A 21,255-nucleotide genomic window follows, 5' to 3' on the forward strand; every position below is an offset into this window, starting at 1 on the left:
CGGCTCTGGCCGCTTATTCGTGGGCGGCCGGGTCGCAGCTCTGCATGCCCTGGGAGTCGGCTTGCGTAACGTGCCCTCCTGGGGGGACATCGTCGATAAGCCATACGTTGCCGCCTACGGTGCATCCTTTTCCGAGCGTCACCCGGCCCAGGATGGTTGCGCCCGCGTAGATAACCACATCGTCTTCAACGATAGGATGGCGCGGAAGACCCTTTTCAAGCTTGCCGTTGCCGTCGGTGGGAAAACGCTTGGCGCCCAGCGTGACCGCCTGGTAGATGCGGACTCGTTCGCCGATGATGCTGGTCTCGCCGATGACCACACCCGTTCCGTGGTCGATAAAGAAGCTTGCGCCGATTTGTGCGCCGGGATGGATGTCGATGCCGGTTTGCGAGTGGGCCAGTTCGGCCGACATGCGGGCCAGCAGCGGGAGGTCCTGGATATAGAACTGGTGCGCAATGCGATGATGGATCATGGCCAGCACGCCGGGATAGCAGAGCAGGACTTCATCCACGCTGCGCGCTGCCGGGTCGCCGTGATAGGCCGCCAGCACGTCGGTGTCAAGCAAACGACGTATGTCGGGCAGAGCGGCGGCGAAGGCCTGTACGGCCGTGGTCGCCCTGGCTTCGATCTCGGTGTCGGTCAGTCCCTGGTGCCGCGTTTGATACTGGAGTTCGAGGCAGACTTGGCGCAGAAGGGCGTGTAGCGCCGAGTCCAGTGTGTGACCGATGTAGAAGTCTTCGCTTTCCTGCCGCAGGTCCAGCGGGCCCAGCCGCATGGGAAACAGTACGCCCTTGAGATCATCCAGTATCTTCGTCAGTGCCTGTGGCGAAGGGAATTCACGGCCGCCGGGTTCGCGCGAGCGACCCTGGGCGGTACGCCAGTCCTGGCGTATCGCATTGAGCGAACTGACAATGGGGTTGATGTCGAAAACTGCCATGGGAATGATGGGCTCCGGCCTTGGTTCTGCGACCAGGCCTTATGTGCCTGGGGTAAGTAAGTATGATACCAATCTATTTGCCCGTGCTGGAACCGGATCCATGGATTACAAACTTACCCCTTCGACCGCGTTATTGCTTGTTGTTCCACCTTTCCTGTGGGCCGGCAACGCTGTTGTCGGACGCCTGCTCAGCGACCTGATACCTCCGATTACGCTTAATTTCCTGCGCTGGGCGATTGCCTTCCTGATCCTGTTGCCGATCGGCTATTCGATATTCCGCAAGGGTAGCGGTCTTTGGCAAAATTACAGGCGCTATGCCCTGTTGGGGCTGCTGGGCATCGGCCTCTACAACGCCTTGCAATACATCGCGCTGCATACCTCCACCCCGATCAATGTGACCCTGGTCGGCGCCAGCATGCCTGTGTGGATGCTGCTGATTGGCTTTTTGTTCTTTGATGCCAGGGTCGCGCGCAAGCAGGTGATAGGCGCCATCCTGTCCGTCATCGGCGTGGTCATTGTGTTGAGCCATGGCGAATGGCGGCAGTTGCTGGGATTGCGTTTCGTGATTGGCGACGTCTTCATGGTGGTAGCCACCATCGTCTGGTCTTTCTATAGCTGGTCGCTGAGCCAGTCGCGGGATCCCGCGCAAATCCGCCGTAACTGGGCCACGTTCCTGCTGGCCCAGATTTCCTTTGGGGTAGTGTGGTCAGGTGCTTTCGCGGCGGGCGAGTGGGCGCTTACCGATAGTGTCATTCACTGGGGATGGCCCTTGGTGGCCGGCCTGGCGTATGTCGCGGTAGGGCCGGCCATTATCGCCTTTCGCTGCTGGGGCTTGGGCGTACAACGCGCCGGCCCCAATACGGCCGGGTTCTTCAATAACCTGACGCCTTTGTTCGCTGCGCTGATGTCGTCGGCGTTCCTGGGCGAGTTGCCGCAAACGTATCATGGCGTGGCATTTGCCTTGATTGTCAGCGGGATTGTGCTGTCCTCGCGGCGTTAGTTTGTCCGAAGGCGCCCTCAGGCAGGCTGAATAAAGCCAGGAATGATTGCACGACGGCCTTGTCGCCCGAGAACGTGACCATTCCCGCCTGCGCCGCCTGGTCCAGATCGGCCTTGCCATAGGCCAGCATGAGTAGTGCATCAGTGCTGGCCTGAATCCGGGCATCGGACCTGTCGGGCATGCCTCGACCAAGCTCGATCGTCGAATCGGCCACCTTTGCGAAGAATACGTCGTCTTCCAGCTGGATTTCCAGTGTGGCCGTGAAGCTGTCCGCGTTGGCAGGAATGAACATGGTGCGCAAGGAAAGAATCATTGCGTCGGTTCCCAAGCCGGAAGGACGGGGGAACGATGCTGATTGCACGCCCCACTGCGCGAGTTGAAGCAGGATGGGTTCGAGCTGTTGGCCCCAGGGTGTAAGCCGGTATGCCCATGCGCTGGCGGGCGGCGGCAGTCTTACGCGTTGAACCACCGATGCCGTTTCAAGTTCGTCCAGGCGTTGGGTGAGCACGTTTGGACTGATGCCGGACAGGCCGCGCCGCAAATCGGTAAACCGCTTGGGACCCAGCAGCAGTTCTCGCACGATCAGCAATGCCCATCGTTCGCCGATAAGGTCGAGTGCATGGGCGGCTGAGCATGCATCGTTGTAGCTTCGTTTTATTGCCATGCGTAAAAGTTTATCACTGATCAGGACTAGTTAGTTGTTTATTAGGAGTAAAAAGTGGTAAGTTATGGCGATGGCCATTGAGCCACGGTCTGTTTTTACCGATAGGCGCGCCATCCTTTTCCAAAGGAGAGACACGATGGATACAGCAAGCAGTACAAGTACTGAAGCCCGGTCCGAGATCAAGGCACGGGTCGACAGTTGGTTGAAGGCGGTCGAAGCAAATGATTTAAAGAAGATCATGTCCCATTACGCGCCCGATGTGGTGGCATTCGACGCCATCATCCAGCTGCAGTTCAAGGGTGCCGAGGCATATGGAAAACACTGGGAAGCGTGCCTGCAGATGTGCACCAATCACATGACCTTTAAATTACGCGAACTGGACATTAACGTAGACGGCAACCTGGCTTTCGCTCATTGCCTGCTCAGTTGTGGCGCTCAGGATGATGGCGGACAGGAAAAATCATCCTGGATGCGCATGACCACATGCTACAAGAAGATCAACGGCGAATGGCTGATCGGCCATGAGCATATATCGGCGCCGTTCGATGTTCAAACCAGCAAGGCGCTGTTCGACATGGAACCTGACGGGACGGTCAAGCTCATGCCCACTCCCCGCGGCATGAACACTGTAACGCCACATTTGGTGTGTGTGGGCGCGGCCGATGCAGTGGACTTCTATATAAAGGCATTCAAGGCCACGGAGATGGGGCGGCTGGCCGGGCCCGACGGAAAGCTCATGCATGCCGCCGTGCGCATCGGCGATTCCGTTGTCATGTTGATGGATGAGTTTCCCGAGTGTGGAGCGGTGGCGCCCACGACGCTGAAAGGTACGCCCGTATCGGTGCATCTTTATGTCGACGATGTCGATAAGGCGATAGAACATGCCGTGGCGGCGGGTGCGAAAGTCATCATGCCTGCCGATGACATGTTCTGGGGCGACCGCTATGGTGTGCTCGAAGATCCGTTTGGACACCACTGGTCCATCGCAACCCATATCCGCGACCTGAGCTATGAAGAAATAGCGGAGGCGTCCAAATCGGCAATGTGCGGCGCGGAAGGGCAGCAACAAGCATAAATAAAGCCCGCGACACTTATGTGAACTGCGCCGGCAAAAGCTGGACCGTTCATAAGGTGTGGCGGGCTTTTTAGGCAAGAAATTCTTCGTGCTGCGGTGCCTATTTGGCCAGTGAGGCCTCGGCCGCCGTCGCGCTCTCATCGTCGGCCTCGTCGACCTCGTCGTTCTTGAAGCGCTGGAACAGGGTGGCGACCAGAGGACCCGAAATGTTGTGCCACACACTGAAAATGGCACTCGGTACCGCGGCAAGCGGAGAAAAATGAGCGGTGGCCAACGCTACGCCCAGTCCCGAGTTTTGCATGCCGACCTCGATCGACATTGTTTTACGCTTGGCAACGCTCAAGCCGCTCAACTTTGCCAGCCAATAGCCCAGCAAAAGTCCCAAGCTGTTGTGAAGCACGACCACCGCAAAAATCATCAGGCCGCTGGTCGCGATTTTTTCCTGGTTGCCGGCTACGACAGCGACCACGATTGCGACGATGGCCACGACAGACACCAGCGGCAGTACGTCTACGCAAGCCTTGACCTTCTCACGCAGCAGCGATTGGGCAAGCACACCGAGTGCGATGGGCAGCAGCACGACTTGTACGATGGACCAGAACATCGCGCTTGCACTCACTTCCAGCCATTGGCTCGCCAGCAGGTAGATCAAGGCAGGCGTCACAATCGGCGCGAGCAATGTGCTCACGGAAGTAATGGCCACCGACAATGCCACGTCGCCGCGCGCCAGGAAGGCCATGACGTTGGAAGCGGTACCTCCGGGGCAGCATCCGACCAAAATCACGCCGACGGCGATTTCCGGAGGCAGTTGCAAAGCGATGCTAAGTCCCCATGCCAAACTTGGCATGATGATGAACTGGCCCAGTACGCCGATCAGGACAGTGCCCGGACGCTTGAAGACTTCGGCAAAGTCGCTTTTGGACAGCGTGAGACCCATGCCAAACATGATGATGCCCAGTAGCGGCACGACGTAAGGGCCGATCCAGCGGAATTGCGTGGGGGCCAAAAAAGCGAGTACTGCAAACAGCAATACCCAGATTGCAAATGTCTTGCCAACAAAGTGGCTCAGGCGGGCAATAGCCAGCATGGTGAACGTCCTCGGAGCTGATTAGTATGGGCAACCGCGAGTGGCCCGCAACGGGTACGCAGCAAGCGTAAAGGTGCGATGGCGAGTCGGGTGCAGGGGTACAGGGAACCGCGCACGGGGCGGCTTGCACGAATTCCATCGTGAGTCATAATCGCGGGTCTACCTATTCGAAAGATTCTTGATGAGTATTTTGAGAAGCCGCCTGGCTGCCTATGCATGTCTCGCCCTCAGCATGTCCCTGGTCGGCTCCTACGTTGCGCTGTCCAAGCCTCTGGCGCTGGTGTTTCCGGTCTTTCTGCTGGGATGGCTGCGCTTCGGCATCGGAGGCATTGCCATGCTGCGGTGGCTGCGCAAGCCGGCAAGCGAACCCCGACTTTCCAGCCAAACGAGAGTCCTGGTCTTTCTCGAGTCGTTCCTGGGGAATTTCCTGTTTACGATCTGCATGCTGTACGGAGTAAGCATGACGACCGCGGTATCGACAGGTGTGATCATGTCCACGATTCCCGCCGTGGTGGCCCTGATGAGCCGGGTCTTCCTGAAAGAAGTCATCAGCCCGCGGGTGTGGGGAGCAATCGCATGCGGTGCGTTGGGTATAGGGCTGCTTTCGTGGGCGGGGGCCGATGCACCCAACGTTGAAGACGGTGATCCGCTGCGGCAGGCGGCCGAGCCGGCTATGGCGTGGCTGGGAAACCTGCTGATCGTTGGCGCAGTCATGTGCGAAGGCGCTTATGCCGTGATTGGCAAGAAACTTACCGCGGTCATGGGACCGAAGCGCATCAGTGCGGTGATCAATCTGTGGGGATTTCTGTTGATGACGCCCCTGGGCGTCTATGCTGCCCTGGACTTCGATTTCTTCAGCGTACCGGCCCAGATGTGGCTGCTTCTAGTGTTCTACGCCCTGGCTGCCAGTGTATGGACGGTCTGGTTGTGGATGACCGGCTTGAAATCTGTGCCGGCCTCGCGCGCCGGCGTCTTTACCGTGATGCTTCCAGTCACTGCGGCGCTTGTCGGTGTCGTGGTCTTGGGCGAAACATTGGGACCGGTACAAATTATTGCCTTCACGCTGGCCTTGGGAGGTCTTCTGCTGGCCACCTTGCCGGCGAAGGGTGCACCGGCAAGGTAAGGCATTTCGAACCGCAGCCGTGAGTTGACGAGCCAGTGTGGTTATAGGGAGCCGTCAGGCGTACAGGCATACTCAATAATCAGTTGTGCCGACACGACGCCGTTCCAGATGTTTTGATCCAGCCGGTATGCCACATCGGCATATTCCGGCAGCATGTCGGCGTGATTGAACCAGATGGCGTCGAAGCGCTGATTGCCGCGTTCGAGATTCAGTTTCAAATGCTTGTCCTTCAACAGCCGCTGCTGGCGTACATGGAAGGTATCCCGGAAGATGGGCGCCGGAAAGCCTGCGCCCCATACTTGCTGTTGCAGCAAACCCGCTACATCCGCATTGGCGTATCCGGTTTCGAGTGAACCATCGGTCTCGATGATGGGGTCAAAGCTGGCCTTGCCGCTCAACTCGATGACCGCGGCATCGAACCCTTCAATGAACTGGGCGTATGCGTCTTCACGTAGCGTCAGGCCAGCGGCCATGGCGTGGCCGCCGAACTTGAGAATGATGCCCGGATAGCGCTTGGACACCAGGTCGAGGACATCACGCAGGTGCACATCCGGTATGGAACGGCCCGAACCGCGCAGCTCGCCTGAGTCCGAACGGGCGAAGGCCAGCGTCGGACGCCAATAGGTTTCCTTCAGGCGCGATGCAACGAGGCCGACCACACCTTGATGCCATTCCGGGTGATATACGCAGACTGTTGCTCCGATGACCGGCGTGGAGGCCTCGATGGCCGCCAGTGCTTCTTCACGCATGGTTGTTTCGATGCCCCGGCGCTCCTGGTTCATACCATCCAGCTGGCGCGCCAGTTCAAGCGCTTCTCCTTCGTCATCGGTAATCAGGCAGTTGATGCCGATGCTCATATCGGCCAGCCGGCCCGCGGCGTTGATGCGGGGCCCCAGGGCAAAGCCAAGATCAAAGCCGCTGGCCTGACGTGGCTCGCGTCCGGCCACGGCAAACAGCGCCCGAATTCCGGCCTGCATTTTTCCGGCCCGCATTTTCTGCAAACCCTGCGTGACGAGCACTCGATTGTTGGCATCGAGCTTGACGACGTCGGCGACGGTGCCCAGTGCGACCAGATCAGCCAGCTGATCCAGGCGGGGCCCGCCGTCTTTGGGGTAGACGCCGCGTTGGCGCATTTCCGCACGCAAAGCCAGCAAAAGATAGAAGATGACGCCGACGCCTGCCAGGTTCTTGGAGGGAAAGCCGCAGCCCGGCTGGTTGGGATTGACGATGGCAAGCGCTTGGGGCAGTGTGTCGCCGGGCAGGTGATGATCGGTGATGACCACATCGATGCCGGCGAGGGTTGCCGCTTGCACGCCGTCTACGCTGGCGATGCCATTGTCCACGGTGATGAGAATATCGGGCTTGCCCGCCGGATGTTGCAGTGCCAGGCTTACGACCGCGGGCGAAAGCCCGTAGCCGGTTTCGAACCGGTTCGGTACCAGGAAATCCACGACGGCGCCCATGCTGCGCAATCCGCGCATGCCGACCGCGCAGGCTGTCGCGCCGTCGCAGTCGTAGTCCGCAACGATCAGCATGCGCTTGCCGCTATGTATGGCGTCCGCCAGAATACGGGCTGCCTGCTGGATGTGCGTGAGCTTTCCTGGCGGAATCAAAGCACCCCATACCAGTTGGGTGTCGCTGAGGCAGCTTACGCCGCGCGCCGCCCACAAACGCGCCAGCAGGGGATGTATGCCTGCGGCCTCAAGAGTCTGGCTGACCTGGAAGTCAGCCAATCGATTGCTTAGTTTTGGGGTGACCACCACTTTCTCCATGCTAGTCGGCTGCCGGGCAGCCATTGAGTCCATTGCGCCCACGCCGTGGGCTTGACCTCTATGATGCGGTCGGCGCCCGTCAGTACGACGCCTGGGGAGGGCCCGTTTGCCAATGGCTTGAAAACGGTGGCTTCAAGCTGCTCGAGCGCGGCGAGCCATCCTCCCCAGTCGCGGCTTGTGGCCGGCGCAAGCAAGGCGTCATGCGTCTTGATGTCGTTGTCTTCGTTGCCGCCGGACACTATCTGTTCGCCGCCGGCACCGCCAAACAGCCAGAGGCTGTTGATGGGCACCAGGCTTTGCCGGTATCGCGCTTGATTGACAGGATGCTCGAACCAGGTCATCTGCAGTTCGTTGACCAGGCGCCGCCAGGGGCGGGCGGCAACATCTTGCGGCCACCAGTCGTTCACCGTGCTCATGCTGACCACTGCCGGGCTGGCACTTTGTGGTGAAAAGCCCGGAGGCAATTCAATCCGCCAGCGTTTAACGCCGTCGGCATGCAGGGTGAAACCGGACTCGGCACACAAGGGTTGCGCCGATTCGAACAAGGCTACACTCTGCTCTGGCGTGATGGCGAGTTCGCTTGCGGGCAGCAGGGCGGCACCATCCCGGGACGGCGATACATGTACCAATTCTGCCAGCCAGACGGGCGTATTATCCGGCACTGGCTGTTGTAGCCACAAAGGACCCAGCCCTGCGCTAAGATTCTGTTCTTTCCGTGCCTTGAAGCCGCTAGCGGCCAATAGCCACTGCTCGTACGGCGTACAGCCGCTTGATGCCGGATCGGCCGCAATGGTGTGGGCGCGTCCTTGTTCCAGCCAGCGCACGAGCGTGGGTGCGGTTTTTTGCAGGTAGGAAGTCAGTTCGCGCGCCTCGCGAGGGTCGGGCAATGCCCCAGGTAGTACGATTTGCATTCCTGGATTGTAGTGTTAATGGATAACGGTGGCTTCAACGATGGCTTATGAATTTTGGATAGGGGCGCGCTACGCGGGCTTGGCGCGCTCGAAGCGCCGTGTCGGCCGGGGCGACCGATTTGTATCGTTTATTGCGGCCAGCTCCATGGCCGGTATCGCGCTGGGCGTGGCAGCGCTGATTGTCGTGCTTTCCGTCATGAACGGATTCCAGACCCAGGTCAGGGATCGCATGCTGTCGGTGTTGCCGCACATCGAGCTCTACGTACCGCGCACTGACCCCGGGCAAGTCATTTCGCAATGGCAGGCCATCGCGGATATGGCAAAGGAGAACCCACAAGTCAGTGGGGCGGCGCCGTTTGTCGCGGCCCAAGGCATGATCGTGCGCGGCGAGGCCTTGAGCGGGGTGCAAATGCGCGGCATCGATCCGCAGCTGGAAAGCGCCGTTTCGGATGTCGGAGGCCAGATGATTGCTGGCGACATCCAGGCCTTGAAGCCGGGCAGCTATTCAATAGTCCTGGGCAATCAGCTGGCCACTACGCTGGGCGTGAATGCCGGCGATACCGTAATGGTGCTTGCCCCCCAGGGTTCGATCTCACCCGCGGGGTTCACCCCGCGCATGCGCCAATTCACCGTTACTGGGCTGTTTTCTTCCGGCTACTACGAGTACGACGCCACCCTGGCCTTCATCAACTACGAGGACGCCGCAAAGGTCTTCAGGGATAGTGGAACCAGTGGCGTACGTTTGCGCATTACGGATATGCAGCAGGCACCCATGGTGGCCCGCGAGCTGAGCAAAACCTTGCCTCCGTTCGTGCATGCGCAAGACTGGACACTGAATAATCGCACCTGGTTTGCCGCCGTCCAGACCGAGAAGCGGATGATGTTCCTGATCCTGGCCCTGATCGTGGCAGTGGCGGCATTCAACTTGTTGTCCTCGCTTGTCATGGCCGTCAAGGACAAGCGCTCCGACATTGCCATATTGCGCACACTGGGTGCCAGTCCACGGGAAATCGCAAAGATATTCCTGGTTCAGGGCTCGCTGATAGGCATCGTTGGAACCTTGCTGGGCCTGTGCTTCGGCACCTTGGTCGCCTATAACATTGATGTTATCGTTCCGTTTATCGAGCGTATGCTGGGCGTGCAATTTCTTCCGCAGCAAATTTACTTCATCAGCGAGCTGCCTTCCAATCCCCAGATGAACGACATTCTGATCGTGGCGCTTACGTCGCTGGTGTTGTCCCTGCTGGCTACCCTTTATCCCAGCTGGCGTGCGTCCAGCCTGCAACCGGCAGAGGTGCTGCGCCATGATTGATACACCCGTCGTCCATGCGCTGAGCGCGCGCAATCTGGTTAAAACGTATCACGAGGGCGGGGTGGCCATTGAGGTCCTGCGCGACGTCAGCCTGCACGTGGATGCAGGCGAAATGGTTGCCATCGTGGGCGCCTCGGGTTCAGGAAAGAGCACGCTGCTGCATACCCTGGGCCTGCTCGATCTACCTACCTCCGGCTCGGTATTGATCAACGGCGAATCGGCGGACGGCCTGAACGAGGCACAACGCAGCCAGCTGCGCAACCGCAGCCTGGGTTTCGTCTACCAGTTCCATCATCTTTTGTCTGAATTTTCAGCGCTCGACAACGTCGCGATGCCGCTCATCGTACGGCGTGAAAAGCGCAGCGTAGCCAGGGAACAGGCCCAGATCGTGCTGGAACAGGTCGGTTTGTCGGCTCGCATTGATCACTATCCGGGGCAGCTTTCAGGAGGCGAGCGTCAGCGCGTGGCGCTGGCACGCGCGTTGGTCACGCGCCCCACATGCGTGTTGGCTGACGAGCCCACCGGCAACCTGGATCGCTATACCGCCGAGAGCATGTTCGAGTTATTGGTGCGCATGAACCGGGATTTCGGCACAGCCTTTGCTATCGTCACGCACGACCCGGCTCTGGCCGCCCTGGCGCATCGCCAACTGGCCATGGACAAAGGCCGGCTGGTCGATCCCGAAGTTCCTCCGCTTGAGGTGGCGGGACAAAACAGCATGTAGTCTTCACGAGGATATCGCGATGTTGATCGACACCCACTGCCACCTTGATGCAAGCGAATTCAACGCGGACCGCGTCGCGGTCATCGAGCGTGCTGGCGAGAAGGGCGTGGGCGGCATCGTGATTCCATCGGTAGCTCGGTTCAATTTCGACACCGTGCGCCAGCTTGCACATTCCTTCAAAGGCGGACGCTACGCACTGGGAATTCATCCGATCTGCGTACCCGATGCGCTCGGTCCGGATCTGGTCGAACTGGAATCACAGATACAGCAGTCCCTGGACGACCCGCGATTTGTCGCAATAGGGGAAATAGGGCTGGATTATTTCGTTCCCGCGTTGAAAACACCAGAGATGCGCGAGAAGCAGGAAACGTATTATTCCGCCCAGTTGGATCTCGCCCAGCGCTATGGTTTGCCGGTGCTGCTCCATGTGCGGCGCTCGCAAGATATCTTGCTGAAGCATTTGCGCCGGCGTCCCCGCATCGGGGGAATCGCCCATGCCTTCAACGGTAGTTTCCAGCAGGCCGAACAGTTTATCGAACTTGGATTCGTGCTGGGCTTCGGTGGGGCGATGACCTTTGGCCGAGCCTTGCAAATACGGCGCCTGGCAACGCAGTTGCCGATGGATGCGCTGGTGCTGGAGACCGACGCGCCGGATATTCCGCCTGCATGGCTGGGTCAGCGCGGGGATGTTGGCCCGCGCAACGAGCCCGGTGAGGTAGCAGGGATTGCACAGCTTCTGGCCGAGCTGCGCAATGTTGACCTTGCAGACATTATTCTTGCGTCGGCCGCGAACACCAGGCGGGCGCTGCCTCGCCTGGTCGGCACCAACTAATTAATTTTGAAGCCCGTTTTCTTGACGACTTGAGCCCAGCGCTTTTGTTCGGCGACCAGCAAATCTTGCAGTTCCTGGCGGCTGGACCCCACTATGACAAAGCCGCTGCCTTCAAGTGTTTTCCTGACGCTCTCTGCCTTGAGCGCTGTAACGGTGTTTTTGTTCAGGACATCCAGCACGTCGACGGGGGTGCCGGCGGGGGCGAAGAACGCAAACCATGCGCCGAACTCGACGTTAGGCATATTCTGTTCGCCGAACGTGGGAATGTCGGCGAGCATCTTGGTACGATCTTTCCCGGTAATGGCGAGCGCGCGCATCTTGCCGCCTGCAATTTGCGGTGCAGCCATTGCCGTCGTGACGAAGGCGCCTTGGACCTGGCCGGCTATGATGGCTGACAACGCATCGCCTGTAGACCGGTAATGGATAGGCTCGATCTTGAACTGTCCTGCATCGGCAAGCATTTCGGCGCCGAAGTGACCCGGCGTGCCAGCCCCGAAGGTGGCAATATTGAAATTGTCCGTGCTGGCCTGGGCCGCCGTGACAAATTCCTTCAAGGTCTTGTAGGGCGAGTTGGCGGGAATGACCAATACGAAATTTGCACGCACTGCCTCGGTGATGGCCGCGAATTCGGTCAGGGGTTTGTAGGAGAGCGTAGCCGTTGTCTCGGGCGAAATGCTGATGGACCCGACTTCGCCCAACAGTATCGAATAGCCATCCGGTGCATTGTGAGCGACCGAGTACGCCGCTATCTGGCCGCCTGCACCCGCTTTATTCTCCACAACGACCGATTGGCCGATTTCTTTTGATAATTGATCGCCCACGGTACGCGCAACGATGTCCGGTCCGGTCCCGGGCGGAAATCCTACGGTGAGGCGTATGGCTTGGTCAGGATAGGCCGCAGCGGCAGTCGCCGAGGCCACTGTCAGGATAGCCGCGGAAAGTAGTTTCTGGATAAGTGATGACTTCATGGAATTTGTCTCCGTTATTTGTTTTTAGCGCACTAGAAAGAAGTTCAGTTCGACGCGATCCGGATACCTGGCACCGATACCGAGAAATAAATGCGTGTTGAGCCAGTCCAGCCGTGGCGAGGCTGTTTCAAATCGGGGGTAGCTGCGAAAGTAAATGCGCGCCGGATCGACGTGTCGCCCTTGTGCCAGCGCGGCTATGTCAGCGGCCGAACCTGTACGGATTCCTGTGTTTTCGACATAGACCATTTCGCCGTCGGTAGTTTCGATGACGTAGCGCGCATGGATGTCGGTGAACGTGTCGGACCGTATGGACTGGAAATCGGCGCCGCCGGAAAGAACCTTGCCGCTCAGCAAAGCGCCCTGCACAGTACCGCCCAAAATGGGAATGACGCGGCGACGGCCGCCAGGGGTGACGCCGACTTCCTGGGGCGGCCCGACGTCGACGATGATTGTGGCCAGATGCTGAAGTTCAGGTGGCATGGGGTAAGTAGTCATTGCTTGCGCCCCTCTTGTAGCCGTGCGGGGTCGAAGCCCGCCAGGCGCTTGTAGCGCGACGCAACCTCGGTGAGTTCGGCTTGCGACACCGCGTCGTGTATATGAGCAAATCCATTTGGTGCGCGTTCGTGTGCAATCTGCATGACTTGTTCCGGTCCATTCAGGCGATTGCGAAGCACGATGCCGGCGGTGATGGGCAGACGTTCGGCCTCGTATTCCTTCAAGGCAAGCTCGATGGACCCGGTCTTCTGCGGTGACGCCGTCTGTATCCGCTCGGTCAGGTAGCGGGCATCCAGGATGGCTTGCGCGGATCCATTCGAACCTATGGGGTACATGGGATGGGCAGCATCACCCAGGAGCGCCGCCCGTCCCTGCGTCCAGCGGGGCAGGGGATCTTTGTCCACCAGCGGGAACTCATAGATGGCCTGTGCATCGCCGATGATCGCGGGAACGTCTATCCAGTCCCAACGCCAAGAGGCGAAGCGATCGGCAAAAATCGAGGCGTCAACCTTCCTGTTCCAATCGGTGGTTGGAAGCTCCGCCGACGGAACGCGCAATTCGGCGATCCAGTTGATGAGCGAGCGGCCCTGCTGGCGCGACTGTTCCGAAATCGGATAACAGACGAATTTCTGATCCTGATGACCCGCCATGAACATGGTCTTGCCATCGAGATAGGGCGTGGATTCCGTAACCGCACGCCATAACATGCGGCCCGAGAAACGCAGTTCATCATGTTGCGGATGGAAAAACCGCCTCACCGACGAATGAATTCCGTCGGCGCCGATAAGAATGTCGCCGCGCACTTCCTGCACGCTTTGGTCATTGCGGTTGCGGAAAACGGCTGTCACACCCTGTGCATCCTGTGTCAGGGACTCAAACGCCATGCCGGTGTGCAACCGGTTGCCGCCCAGCCGCTGGCTGACGGTTTTTGCCAAGAGAAGCTGCAGTTCGCCGCGATGAATGGACAGTTGCGGCACGGCATAGCCCGCATCCAGGCCACGCGGCTCCTGCCAGATAAGTTGCCCGTACTGGTTGTAGTAGTGCAGCGCCGACGTTGGCACCGCGGTTGCCGCCAAGGCTTCCAGCAAGCCAAGGTGCTCCAGCTCTGTGACGGCATGGGGCAGCAGATTGATGCCTACGCCAAGAGGCTTGATTTCGCGCACACTTTCAAAGATATCGCAGTCGATACCTTTTTGATTCAGCATCAAGGCGAGAGTAAGGCCTCCGATACCCGCACCGACGATAATGACATTCAAGACACGGCTCCTTTATTTTGTTATGCATCATAACAATCCAGGGTAGGCCTGCGCCTATTCGGAATAACCCGCATGACTGTAGGGATTTGTTGTATGGCTTCGGTGCGCGGGTTAACGTCACGGTGCCTATTGATACATGGAAGACTATTGGTTAAAAAATTGACCTCTCGGCCTAATAATCGACGTCCCTCGCAGAGGGGTGAACATTTCGATGTCCCCGAACCCGGCGTGGAGTACGGGGTGCTCGACAAGCTGGTGGGCTATGCCATTCGACGCGCACAGATACGCATCTACCAGGATTTCCTGGATGCGCTCGGGCACCTGGCCATAACGCCGCCACGCTTTTCGGCCATGACGATCATCCAATGCAATTCGGCAATGAAACTCACGGAACTGGCGAGCGCCATGGGAATAGCGCGTTCAGGCGCCGTGGAAGTCGTCAATTCGCTGGAGAAACTGGGTTACGTAACCCGTACCGACTCGGCGACAGACCGCCGCGCGTTTGCGCTGGCGCTTACCGAGAATGGAAAACAGGCAATGCACGAGATTACCGCGGCGATTGAAGATCATGATGCGCGCATCAGCGCGCGTTTGACGAAGGACGAGCAATTTGAATTGCGGCGACTGCTGGATTTGCTGGGGTAGGGGCCGGACCAGGCGTTATCCGAAGGGGCATTCTTACCCGCTTAGTGCACCATTTTCCAAGCTCCGCCAGTACGCTAGTCAATTTGGAGCGTGCAAGCGTGACCGGGCGTATCTGTCTGCTGGCTTTCGTCGCGGCAACCGGGGCGGTGCAGTTGTTGCCTTATTTGCCCGCCCGGGCTTTATGGCTGGGTGTGCTGGCGGGCGCGGCAATATTATCTTTTTCGATTTACTTGTTTGCGCCCGCAATCCGGTGGCGTGTGCTGCTGCCGATGTGGGCCGCGTTGGCCGGTCTGCTTATTACGGTAGCAAGGGCGGAGCACAGGCTGGCCGATGAACTTGCAGCCATTAACGAGAATCAGGTATCACGGGTCGTGCTGCGCATTGCCGCGCTACCTAAATCCAGTAACGATAGCCGCCAGTTCGAGGCGGAAGTGCTTTCTTCCATGCCCGAGGGTGTGCCGTCGCGCATCCAGGTTTCCTGGGCGGCGCCGAACTGGGCCGGTCCTTATGGCGGTGGCGCCCGGGATGCCGACCGGACCGATGCCGGCGAATCCGTTTTTCCGGAATTGATTCCAGGCCAAATCTGGCGCATGGCACTGACGCTGAAGAAACCCCATGGGAATCGGAATCCGCACGCATTCGATTACGAAGGGTATATGTTTGCGCATGGCCTGAGAGCGTCTGGCAGCGTACGCGGCCAGCCCCGGTATATTGGCGACGAGCCGTGGGCGAGCTTGCCGGTAGTTGCTCAGCGCGCACGCTACCATGTGCGTTCCGCCATGCAGCCCTATCTGGAGGGCAATCGCTATGGCGCGGTGATGCTGGCGCTGGCCATCGGGGATCAGGCCAGTGTCGATGCCGCCGACTGGCAAGTGTTCAATCGGACAGGCATCACACACTTGGTATCCATAAGCGGATCCCATATCACGATGATTGCCGCGCTGGCCGGAACCTTGGTCTACTGGCTTTGGCGGCGCGTACGTATACGGGGGCACTATCTGGCCGAGCGGCTTCCGGCCCAACTGGCCGGGGCGATTGCGGCCTTGCTGGTGGCCTGGATTTACTGCCTGCTGGCGGGGTGGGGCGTCCCGGCGCGGCGTACGTTCCTGATGCTCGCCGTTGTGGCGTTGGCCTACGTCTTGCGCCTGCCCATGAGCGCCTCCCGACTGCTGTCCCTGGTGGCTTTCTCGGTCGTGCTTCTTGATCCGTGGGCCTTGCTTGCCAGCGGGTTTTGGCTGTCGTTCGGCGCAGTGTATGTCTTGATGGCAAGCTCGGGATGGTGGGGATCTTCGGTAGGACTAAGGATTAGCACACGCGGTCAGCGGTGGCGCCGGTTCGCGGCCACGGCTACCCGACTGCAATTGGCGATAACGATAGGGCTGATGCCGTTACTGGCGTTGATCTTTCACGAAGTGTCGCTGGCTTCACCGTTGGCGAATGTCTATGCCATTCCGGTCATCAGCCTGATTGTTACGCCAGTGTCCCTGTTGCTGGCGGCGGCCGCATTCGTACCGGGTCTGGAGTGGCTGGCCGCGGCGCTGGCATGGCTGGGGCACCTTGCACTCGAATGGACGATGGTACCTACGGTATGGCTGGCTGATTTTCGGGCGTCCAGCTTCAATGCGGCGGCGGCTCCGTTGTGGCTTACGCTGGTGGCCTTGCTAGGGCTGGTCATTGCAGTCCTTCCATATGGACTTCCTTATAGAAACGCGGCTTGGCTTTTTACGCTGCCGGCCTTGTTGTGGACACCTCAGAGGCCTCCGCAAGGGGGATGGGACTTGTATGCGCTGGATGTCGGCCAGGCCAGCGCCATTCTCATACAGACGGCTGGCCACTCCTTGTTGTTTGATACCGGATTGCGCAGCAGCGCTACATCGGACGCCGGGGTACGCACAATAATCCCTTTCCTGCGAACACAAGGCATCAGGAAGCTCGATGTGCTGGTGGTTTCGCACGCCGATATCGACCACGCGGGTGGTTTTCGCAGCCTTTTGCAAAGTTTGGCGGTGGGGCAGTCCTTCAGCTCGTTCGATGCGGCAAGTTACCTGGAACGGGAGGCGCGGCTTCTTGGGGTGCCGCAGCAATTGCCGCCAACACCGCTGGCGATGTCGCCGTGCGAGTATGGAGTGGCCTGGCAGATTGATGGGGTGGCGTTCGAGTTTCTGTGGCCCTTGAAGGCCACTTCGGCTAGCCGGTCGGCGTCGCGCAAGAATCGCAACGACGACGCTTGCGTGCTGCGCGTCCGCGGCAAGTATCATTCTGCGCTGCTGCCCGGTGATATCGGCGCGGCACAGGAAGCCATGCTTGTAGACAGGGGGCTCGAGCCGCTGGACGTCGTGTTGGCGGCGCATCATGGATCGAAGAACTCGTCGAGTCCCCAGTTCGTCGACGCCATACAGGCCAGCCATGTGGTGGCCCAGGCTGGTTTATGGAATCGGTACGGGCATCCCAGCCCGCAGGTGGAGGACCGATGGAAAGAAGCAGGCACCAGGTTCTGGCGTACCGATGAACACGGTGCCATCACCGTCAAGTCGCGTCCGGCACGCTTGTTGGTTCATGGCGAACGTGAGTTTTTACCCCGATACTGGCAGGGGCGTTAGCACACTGGGGTTGGCCCCAGTTCCAGGTGCTTGCGCATCGTAGACGGATCGGCGATGATTGAAGCAACTGTTCACAAGACAGTAAAGAAAAAAGTAGCAATTCGAAAATTCCATAAGACGTTTTCTGAAGCAAGCATGAGACAAAATATTCCTTTACGGCTACACGTGCCCGAGCCCTCGGGGCGTCCCGGCCACGCCACCGACTTCTCCTATTTGCGCCTGGCCGATGCCGGTGCAGTACGCAAACCTCCCTTGGATACATCGGCGACCGACACGACCGACATGGCGTATACGCTGGTGCGCGTGCTCGACGACGACGGAAACGCAGTGGGTCCGTGGTCGAAAGTCATCGATCCGCAATTGCTGCGCAAGGGCCTGCAATCCATGATCAAGACGCGTATTTACGATGCGCGTATGTTGATTGCGCAGCGGCAAAAGAAAATGTCGTTCTACATGCAGAGCCTGGGTGAAGAGGCCGTGGGCACCGCCCAGGTCATGGCGCTCTCAAAAGGCGATATGTGTTTTCCATCGTATCGCCAGCAAAATCTATTGATCGCACAAGATGTCCCTTTGTTCGACATGATGTGCCAGCTGTTTTCCAACGATCGCGACAGCCTGAAAGGTCGGCAGTTGCCTGTCATGTATTCCATGCGCGACGCGGGTTTCTTTTCGATTTCCGGCAATCTTGCAACGCAGTTCGTTCAGGCCGTGGGCTGGGCGATGGCGTCGGCCATCAAGGGAGACACAAAGATTGCGTCGGCCTGGATCGGAGATGGCGCGACCGCCGCCGCCGATTTCCAGACCGCGCTCACCTTTGCCCATGTCTATCAGGCGCCGGTGATATTGAACGTCATCAATAACCAGTGGGCCATATCCACGTTCCAGGCGTTGGCGGGCGGCGAGAGCACGACATTCGCAGCGCGTGGTGTCGGCAGCGGCATTGTGTCATTGCGGGTCGACGGCAACGACTTCCTGGCTGTCTATGCCGCTTCGCAATGGGCGATCGAGCGCGCGCGCAGCAACCTGGGGCCGACACTGATCGAATGGGTTACCTACCGGGCCGGGCCTCATTCCACGTCCGACGACCCCACCAAGTACCGGCCTGCCGATGACTGGGCGCGCTTTCCTCTGGGCGATCCCATTGCGCGGCTCAAGCAACACCTTATCGGCATCGGGGCATGGTCCGAAGAAGAGCATCAACGCACGCAGAAGGAGTACGAAGCCGAAGTCATCGCGGCCCAGAAACAAGCGGAAAGCCACGGCACGCTGGCGACCGGCCAGACCTCCAGTGTCGCAACCATGTTCGAGGATGTCTATAAAGACATGCCTTGGCACCTGCGCCTTCAACGTCAAAAAGTGGGGGTGTGACCATGTCTGATAAAAATCAAAAAACGACTCCGATGACGATGATCCAGGCCTTGCGCTCGGCCATGGACGTGATGCTCGAACGCGATGACAATGTGGTTATCTTTGGCCAGGACGTCGGCTACTTCGGCGGCGTGTTCCGTTGTACCGAGGGGCTGCAGGCCAAGCATGGGCGCAATCGCGTCTTCGATGCGCCTATCTCCGAAGGCGGTATCGTTGGCGCGGCGGTAGGCATGGGTGCCTATGGCTTGCGTCCCGTGGTCGAAATCCAGTTTGCCGACTATTTCTATCCCGCCACCGACCAGATTGTCTCGGAAGCAGCACGATTACGGTACCGTTCCGCGGGCGATTTCACCGCGCCGCTGACCATACGCATGCCTTGCGGCGGCGGAATCTATGGCGGGCAGACGCACAGCCAAAGCCCCGAGGCCTTGTTCACCCATGTCAGCGGCCTGCGCACGGTCATGCCGTCGAACCCTTACGACGCCAAGGGGCTGCTGATCGCCGCCATCGAATGCGATGATCCGGTCATTTTCCTGGAACCCAAACGCTTGTATAACGGTCCTTTCGACGGGCATCACGATCAGCCCGTGGTCCCATGGTCCAAGCACCCATTGGGAAATGTTCCGGAAGGCTATTACACCGTGCCGCTGGAATCGGCCTCAATCTTCCGCCCGGGCGCCGACCTGACTGTTTTGACCTACGGCACCATGGTGTATGTGGCCGACGAGGCCGCCAAAGAATCCGGTGTCGACGCGGAAGTCATTGATTTACGCAGCCTGTGGCCGTTGGACCTGGACACAATCGTGGCCTCGGTCAAGAAGACGGGCCGCTGCGTGATTCTGCACGAAGCCACACAGACCAGCGGCTTCGGGGCCGAACTTACCGCACTGGTCCAGGAGCATTGTTTTTATCACCTGGAAGCGCCGATAGAGCGGATTGCCGGTTGGGACACGCCTTATCCGCATGCCCACGAATGGGCCTATTTCCCCAGTCCGCAACGGGTTGCCGACGCATACCGGACGGTCATGCTTGAAGCAGGGGAGGCATGAACATGGGAATCCATACCATAAAGATGCCGGATATCGGCGAAGGCATTGCCGAGGTCGAATTGGTCGAGTGGCACGTCAAACCGGGCGACACAGTAGTCGAAGATCAGCTTCTTGCTGACGTCATGACCGACAAGGCGACGGTGCAAGTTCCTTCCCCCGTAGACGGCAAGGTGGTCTCGCTGGGCGGCGCCGTGGGCGAAGTCATGGCGGTGGGATCCGAGCTGATACGCCTGGAAGTGGAGGGCGCTGGCAATGCGACAGCCGCTAGGCCATCCGGACGCGCATCGGCGGGGGCGGCGGCCGCTGGAGTGCAGGCCACCGGAACGCCGGCCACCACGGGCGATACCGTATCACCTGCGGCGATGCCGGCCGTCGGGCGGGGGCAGACACCGGAAGGGCGATCTTCCCACGCAAGTTCTTCGCGATCGGCAACCGGCATAGCGGTCGCAACCGACACAGCCGGAAAGGATGTGTCGAAACAGGCAGATGCGCCATCGCGCGACTCTCCGCCGTTCAAGCCGGTGACACCCGCCGGCGCGGTGCGCAAACCGGGCGAACGGCCTCTCGCATCGCCGGCCGTGCGCAAGCGCGCCTGGGACCTTGGAATCCCATTGCAATACGTGGCGGGCACGGGCGCCGCAGGGCGCATCTCCCACGCCGACCTGGACGCCTACGTGGCGCAAGGCGCCAATGCCGCGGCGGCATCATCCGGACGCGGTGCCGCCTACTTGCCGCGTGAGGGAGAAAAACAGATTCCCGTCATAGGCTTGCGGCGCAAGATTGCTCAGAAAATGCAGGAGTCCAAGCGGCGCATTCCGCATTTCACTTATGTAGAGGAAGTCGACGTTACAGAACTGGAAGCCTTGCGTGAGCGCTTGAATGCGCAGTGGGCAGGCCAGCGGGGCAAGCTGACCATTCTTCCTTTCCTGGCCAGGGCCATGGTGCTGGCTGTCCGCGAGTTTCCGCAAATCAACGCGCGTTTCGACGACGATAACGGCGTCGTCACGCATTACGATGCCGTTCACATGGGCATTGCCGCCCAGACCGACGCCGGTCTCATGGTGCCGGTAATGCGCCACGCCGAAGCGCATGATCTTTGGTCATGTGCGGCGGAGATCAAGCGCCTGGCCGACGCGGCACGCAATGGAAATGCCGCTCGCGACGAGCTTTCCGGTTCAACCATCACGCTTACCAGCCTGGGCCCCTTGGGGGGGATCGTGTCGACGCCGGTCATCAACCATCCCGAAGTGGGCATTGTCGGTGTGAACAGGATCGTCGAACGTCCCGTCATCCTCAATGGTGCTGTCGTAGCCCGCAAGATAATGAACCTGTCTTCGTCCTTCGACCATCGTGTGGTCGACGGAATGCACGCCGCCGAATTCATCCAGCGCATACGGGGCTATCTTGAGTGCCCCGCCATGTTGTTCATCGAATAGG

General features: G+C 59.5%; 19 protein-coding genes and 1 pseudogene. 12 read left to right on the forward strand and 8 right to left on the reverse strand.

Going from position 1 to position 21,255, the window contains the following annotated elements; genetic code table 11:
• Positions 1-13: 13 nt before the first annotated feature.
• Positions 14-937 carry a serine O-acetyltransferase EpsC gene (gene epsC / locus CR159_RS16915; protein ID WP_102075148.1) on the reverse strand — a complete coding sequence of 308 codons (924 nt, stop codon included), beginning with the start codon at positions 935-937 and terminating at the stop codon, positions 14-16.
• 100 nt (positions 938-1,037) lie between these two features.
• On the opposite strand from epsC, the gene CR159_RS16920 reads away from it, so the two are divergent.
• On the forward strand, positions 1,038-1,937 hold the full coding sequence (locus CR159_RS16920) for a DMT family transporter (protein ID WP_102075149.1): 900 nt from the start codon (positions 1,038-1,040) through the stop codon (positions 1,935-1,937).
• On the opposite strand, the gene CR159_RS16925 is transcribed toward CR159_RS16920, so the two are convergent.
• Positions 1,906-2,601 (reverse strand): winged helix-turn-helix transcriptional regulator, encoded by a 696-nt coding sequence (locus CR159_RS16925; RefSeq protein ID WP_102075150.1) that lies wholly within the window; start codon positions 2,599-2,601, stop codon positions 1,906-1,908. The genes CR159_RS16920 and CR159_RS16925 overlap by 32 nt on opposite strands.
• A gap of 136 nt (positions 2,602-2,737) precedes the next feature.
• On the opposite strand from CR159_RS16925, the pseudogene CR159_RS22120 reads away from it, so the two are divergent.
• Together CR159_RS22120 and CR159_RS21715 are read left to right on the forward strand one after the other, a co-directional pair.
• Positions 2,738-3,133: pseudogene (locus CR159_RS22120) on the forward strand (YybH family protein); the annotation flags it as partial.
• Positions 3,134-3,202: 69 nt separating this feature from the next.
• Entirely contained in the window at positions 3,203-3,676 is a 474-nt protein-coding gene (locus CR159_RS21715; protein WP_439650568.1) for a VOC family protein, read from the forward strand.
• Between the two features lie 100 nt (positions 3,677-3,776).
• On the opposite strand, the gene CR159_RS16935 is transcribed toward CR159_RS21715, so the two are convergent.
• A complete protein-coding gene (locus CR159_RS16935; RefSeq protein ID WP_102075152.1) occupies positions 3,777-4,763 on the reverse strand; it encodes a bile acid:sodium symporter family protein in 987 nt (328 codons plus the stop codon).
• A 181-nt stretch (positions 4,764-4,944) separates the two neighbouring features.
• Here CR159_RS16935 and CR159_RS16940 point away from each other — a divergent pair, with 181 nt between their 5' ends.
• Positions 4,945-5,886, forward strand: a complete 942-nt coding sequence (locus CR159_RS16940) for a DMT family transporter (protein WP_102075153.1) — start codon at positions 4,945-4,947, stop codon at positions 5,884-5,886.
• A 41-nt stretch (positions 5,887-5,927) separates the two neighbouring features.
• On the opposite strand, the gene recJ is transcribed toward CR159_RS16940, so the two are convergent.
• Both recJ and CR159_RS16950 read right to left on the reverse strand, forming a co-directional pair.
• Positions 5,928-7,646: a single-stranded-DNA-specific exonuclease RecJ gene (recJ, locus tag CR159_RS16945; RefSeq protein WP_102075154.1), complete on the reverse strand. Its 1,719-nt coding sequence runs from the start codon at positions 7,644-7,646 to the stop codon at positions 5,928-5,930.
• A complete protein-coding gene (locus CR159_RS16950; protein WP_102075155.1) occupies positions 7,628-8,569 on the reverse strand; it encodes a hypothetical protein in 942 nt (313 codons plus the stop codon). The genes recJ and CR159_RS16950 overlap by 19 nt, the downstream gene beginning before the upstream one ends.
• A 40-nt stretch (positions 8,570-8,609) precedes the next feature.
• On the opposite strand from CR159_RS16950, the gene CR159_RS16955 reads away from it, so the two are divergent.
• From CR159_RS16955 to CR159_RS16965, 3 genes are read left to right on the forward strand one after another with little or no spacing between them, the layout of a single operon-like run.
• Positions 8,610-9,881: a lipoprotein-releasing ABC transporter permease subunit gene (locus CR159_RS16955; RefSeq protein ID WP_102075156.1), complete on the forward strand. Its 1,272-nt coding sequence runs from the start codon at positions 8,610-8,612 to the stop codon at positions 9,879-9,881.
• The gene (locus CR159_RS16960) at positions 9,874-10,605 is read left to right on the forward strand and encodes an ABC transporter ATP-binding protein (protein ID WP_102075157.1); all 732 of its coding nucleotides are present in this window, start codon (positions 9,874-9,876) and stop codon (positions 10,603-10,605) included. The genes CR159_RS16955 and CR159_RS16960 overlap by 8 nt, the downstream gene beginning before the upstream one ends.
• A 19-nt stretch (positions 10,606-10,624) precedes the next feature.
• A complete protein-coding gene (locus tag CR159_RS16965; protein ID WP_102075158.1) occupies positions 10,625-11,437 on the forward strand; it encodes a TatD family hydrolase in 813 nt (270 codons plus the stop codon).
• Here CR159_RS16965 and CR159_RS16970 read toward each other — a convergent pair.
• The 3 genes from CR159_RS16970 to CR159_RS16980 are packed head-to-tail and all read right to left on the reverse strand — an operon-like array spanning position 11,434 to position 14,156.
• Positions 11,434-12,405: a Bug family tripartite tricarboxylate transporter substrate binding protein gene (locus CR159_RS16970; RefSeq protein ID WP_102075159.1), complete on the reverse strand. Its 972-nt coding sequence runs from the start codon at positions 12,403-12,405 to the stop codon at positions 11,434-11,436. The genes CR159_RS16965 and CR159_RS16970 overlap by 4 nt on opposite strands.
• A gap of 24 nt (positions 12,406-12,429) precedes the next feature.
• Positions 12,430-12,900: a DUF3237 domain-containing protein gene (locus tag CR159_RS16975; protein ID WP_102075160.1), complete on the reverse strand. Its 471-nt coding sequence runs from the start codon at positions 12,898-12,900 to the stop codon at positions 12,430-12,432.
• Entirely contained in the window at positions 12,897-14,156 is a 1,260-nt protein-coding gene (locus CR159_RS16980; RefSeq protein WP_102075161.1) for a flavin-dependent oxidoreductase, read from the reverse strand. The genes CR159_RS16975 and CR159_RS16980 overlap by 4 nt, the downstream gene beginning before the upstream one ends.
• A gap of 159 nt (positions 14,157-14,315) precedes the next feature.
• Between CR159_RS16980 and CR159_RS16985 the strand changes: the two genes are divergently transcribed.
• The 5 genes from CR159_RS16985 (at position 14,316) to CR159_RS17005 (ending at position 21,254) form a co-directional block, all read left to right on the forward strand.
• Positions 14,316-14,801 (forward strand): MarR family winged helix-turn-helix transcriptional regulator, encoded by a 486-nt coding sequence (locus CR159_RS16985; protein ID WP_233208369.1) that lies wholly within the window; start codon positions 14,316-14,318, stop codon positions 14,799-14,801.
• Positions 14,802-14,899: 98 nt separating this feature from the next.
• The gene (locus CR159_RS16990; RefSeq protein ID WP_102075163.1) at positions 14,900-17,401 is read left to right on the forward strand and encodes a DNA internalization-related competence protein ComEC/Rec2; all 2,502 of its coding nucleotides are present in this window, start codon (positions 14,900-14,902) and stop codon (positions 17,399-17,401) included.
• A gap of 135 nt (positions 17,402-17,536) precedes the next feature.
• Positions 17,537-18,769 (forward strand): 3-methyl-2-oxobutanoate dehydrogenase (2-methylpropanoyl-transferring) subunit alpha, encoded by a 1,233-nt coding sequence (locus tag CR159_RS16995; protein ID WP_102075164.1) that lies wholly within the window; start codon positions 17,537-17,539, stop codon positions 18,767-18,769.
• Between the two features lie 2 nt (positions 18,770-18,771).
• Positions 18,772-19,818: an alpha-ketoacid dehydrogenase subunit beta gene (locus CR159_RS17000; protein ID WP_102075165.1), complete on the forward strand. Its 1,047-nt coding sequence runs from the start codon at positions 18,772-18,774 to the stop codon at positions 19,816-19,818.
• 2 nt (positions 19,819-19,820) lie between these two features.
• Positions 19,821-21,254 carry a dihydrolipoamide acetyltransferase family protein gene (locus CR159_RS17005; protein WP_102075166.1) on the forward strand — a complete coding sequence of 478 codons (1,434 nt, stop codon included), beginning with the start codon at positions 19,821-19,823 and terminating at the stop codon, positions 21,252-21,254.
• Position 21,255 lies beyond the last annotated feature (1 nt).

Origin of the sequence: Pollutimonas subterranea (genome assembly GCF_002849655.1) — a bacterium.
In the GTDB taxonomy this organism is placed as follows: Bacteria; Pseudomonadota; Gammaproteobacteria; order Burkholderiales; family Burkholderiaceae_B; genus Pollutimonas; species Pollutimonas subterranea.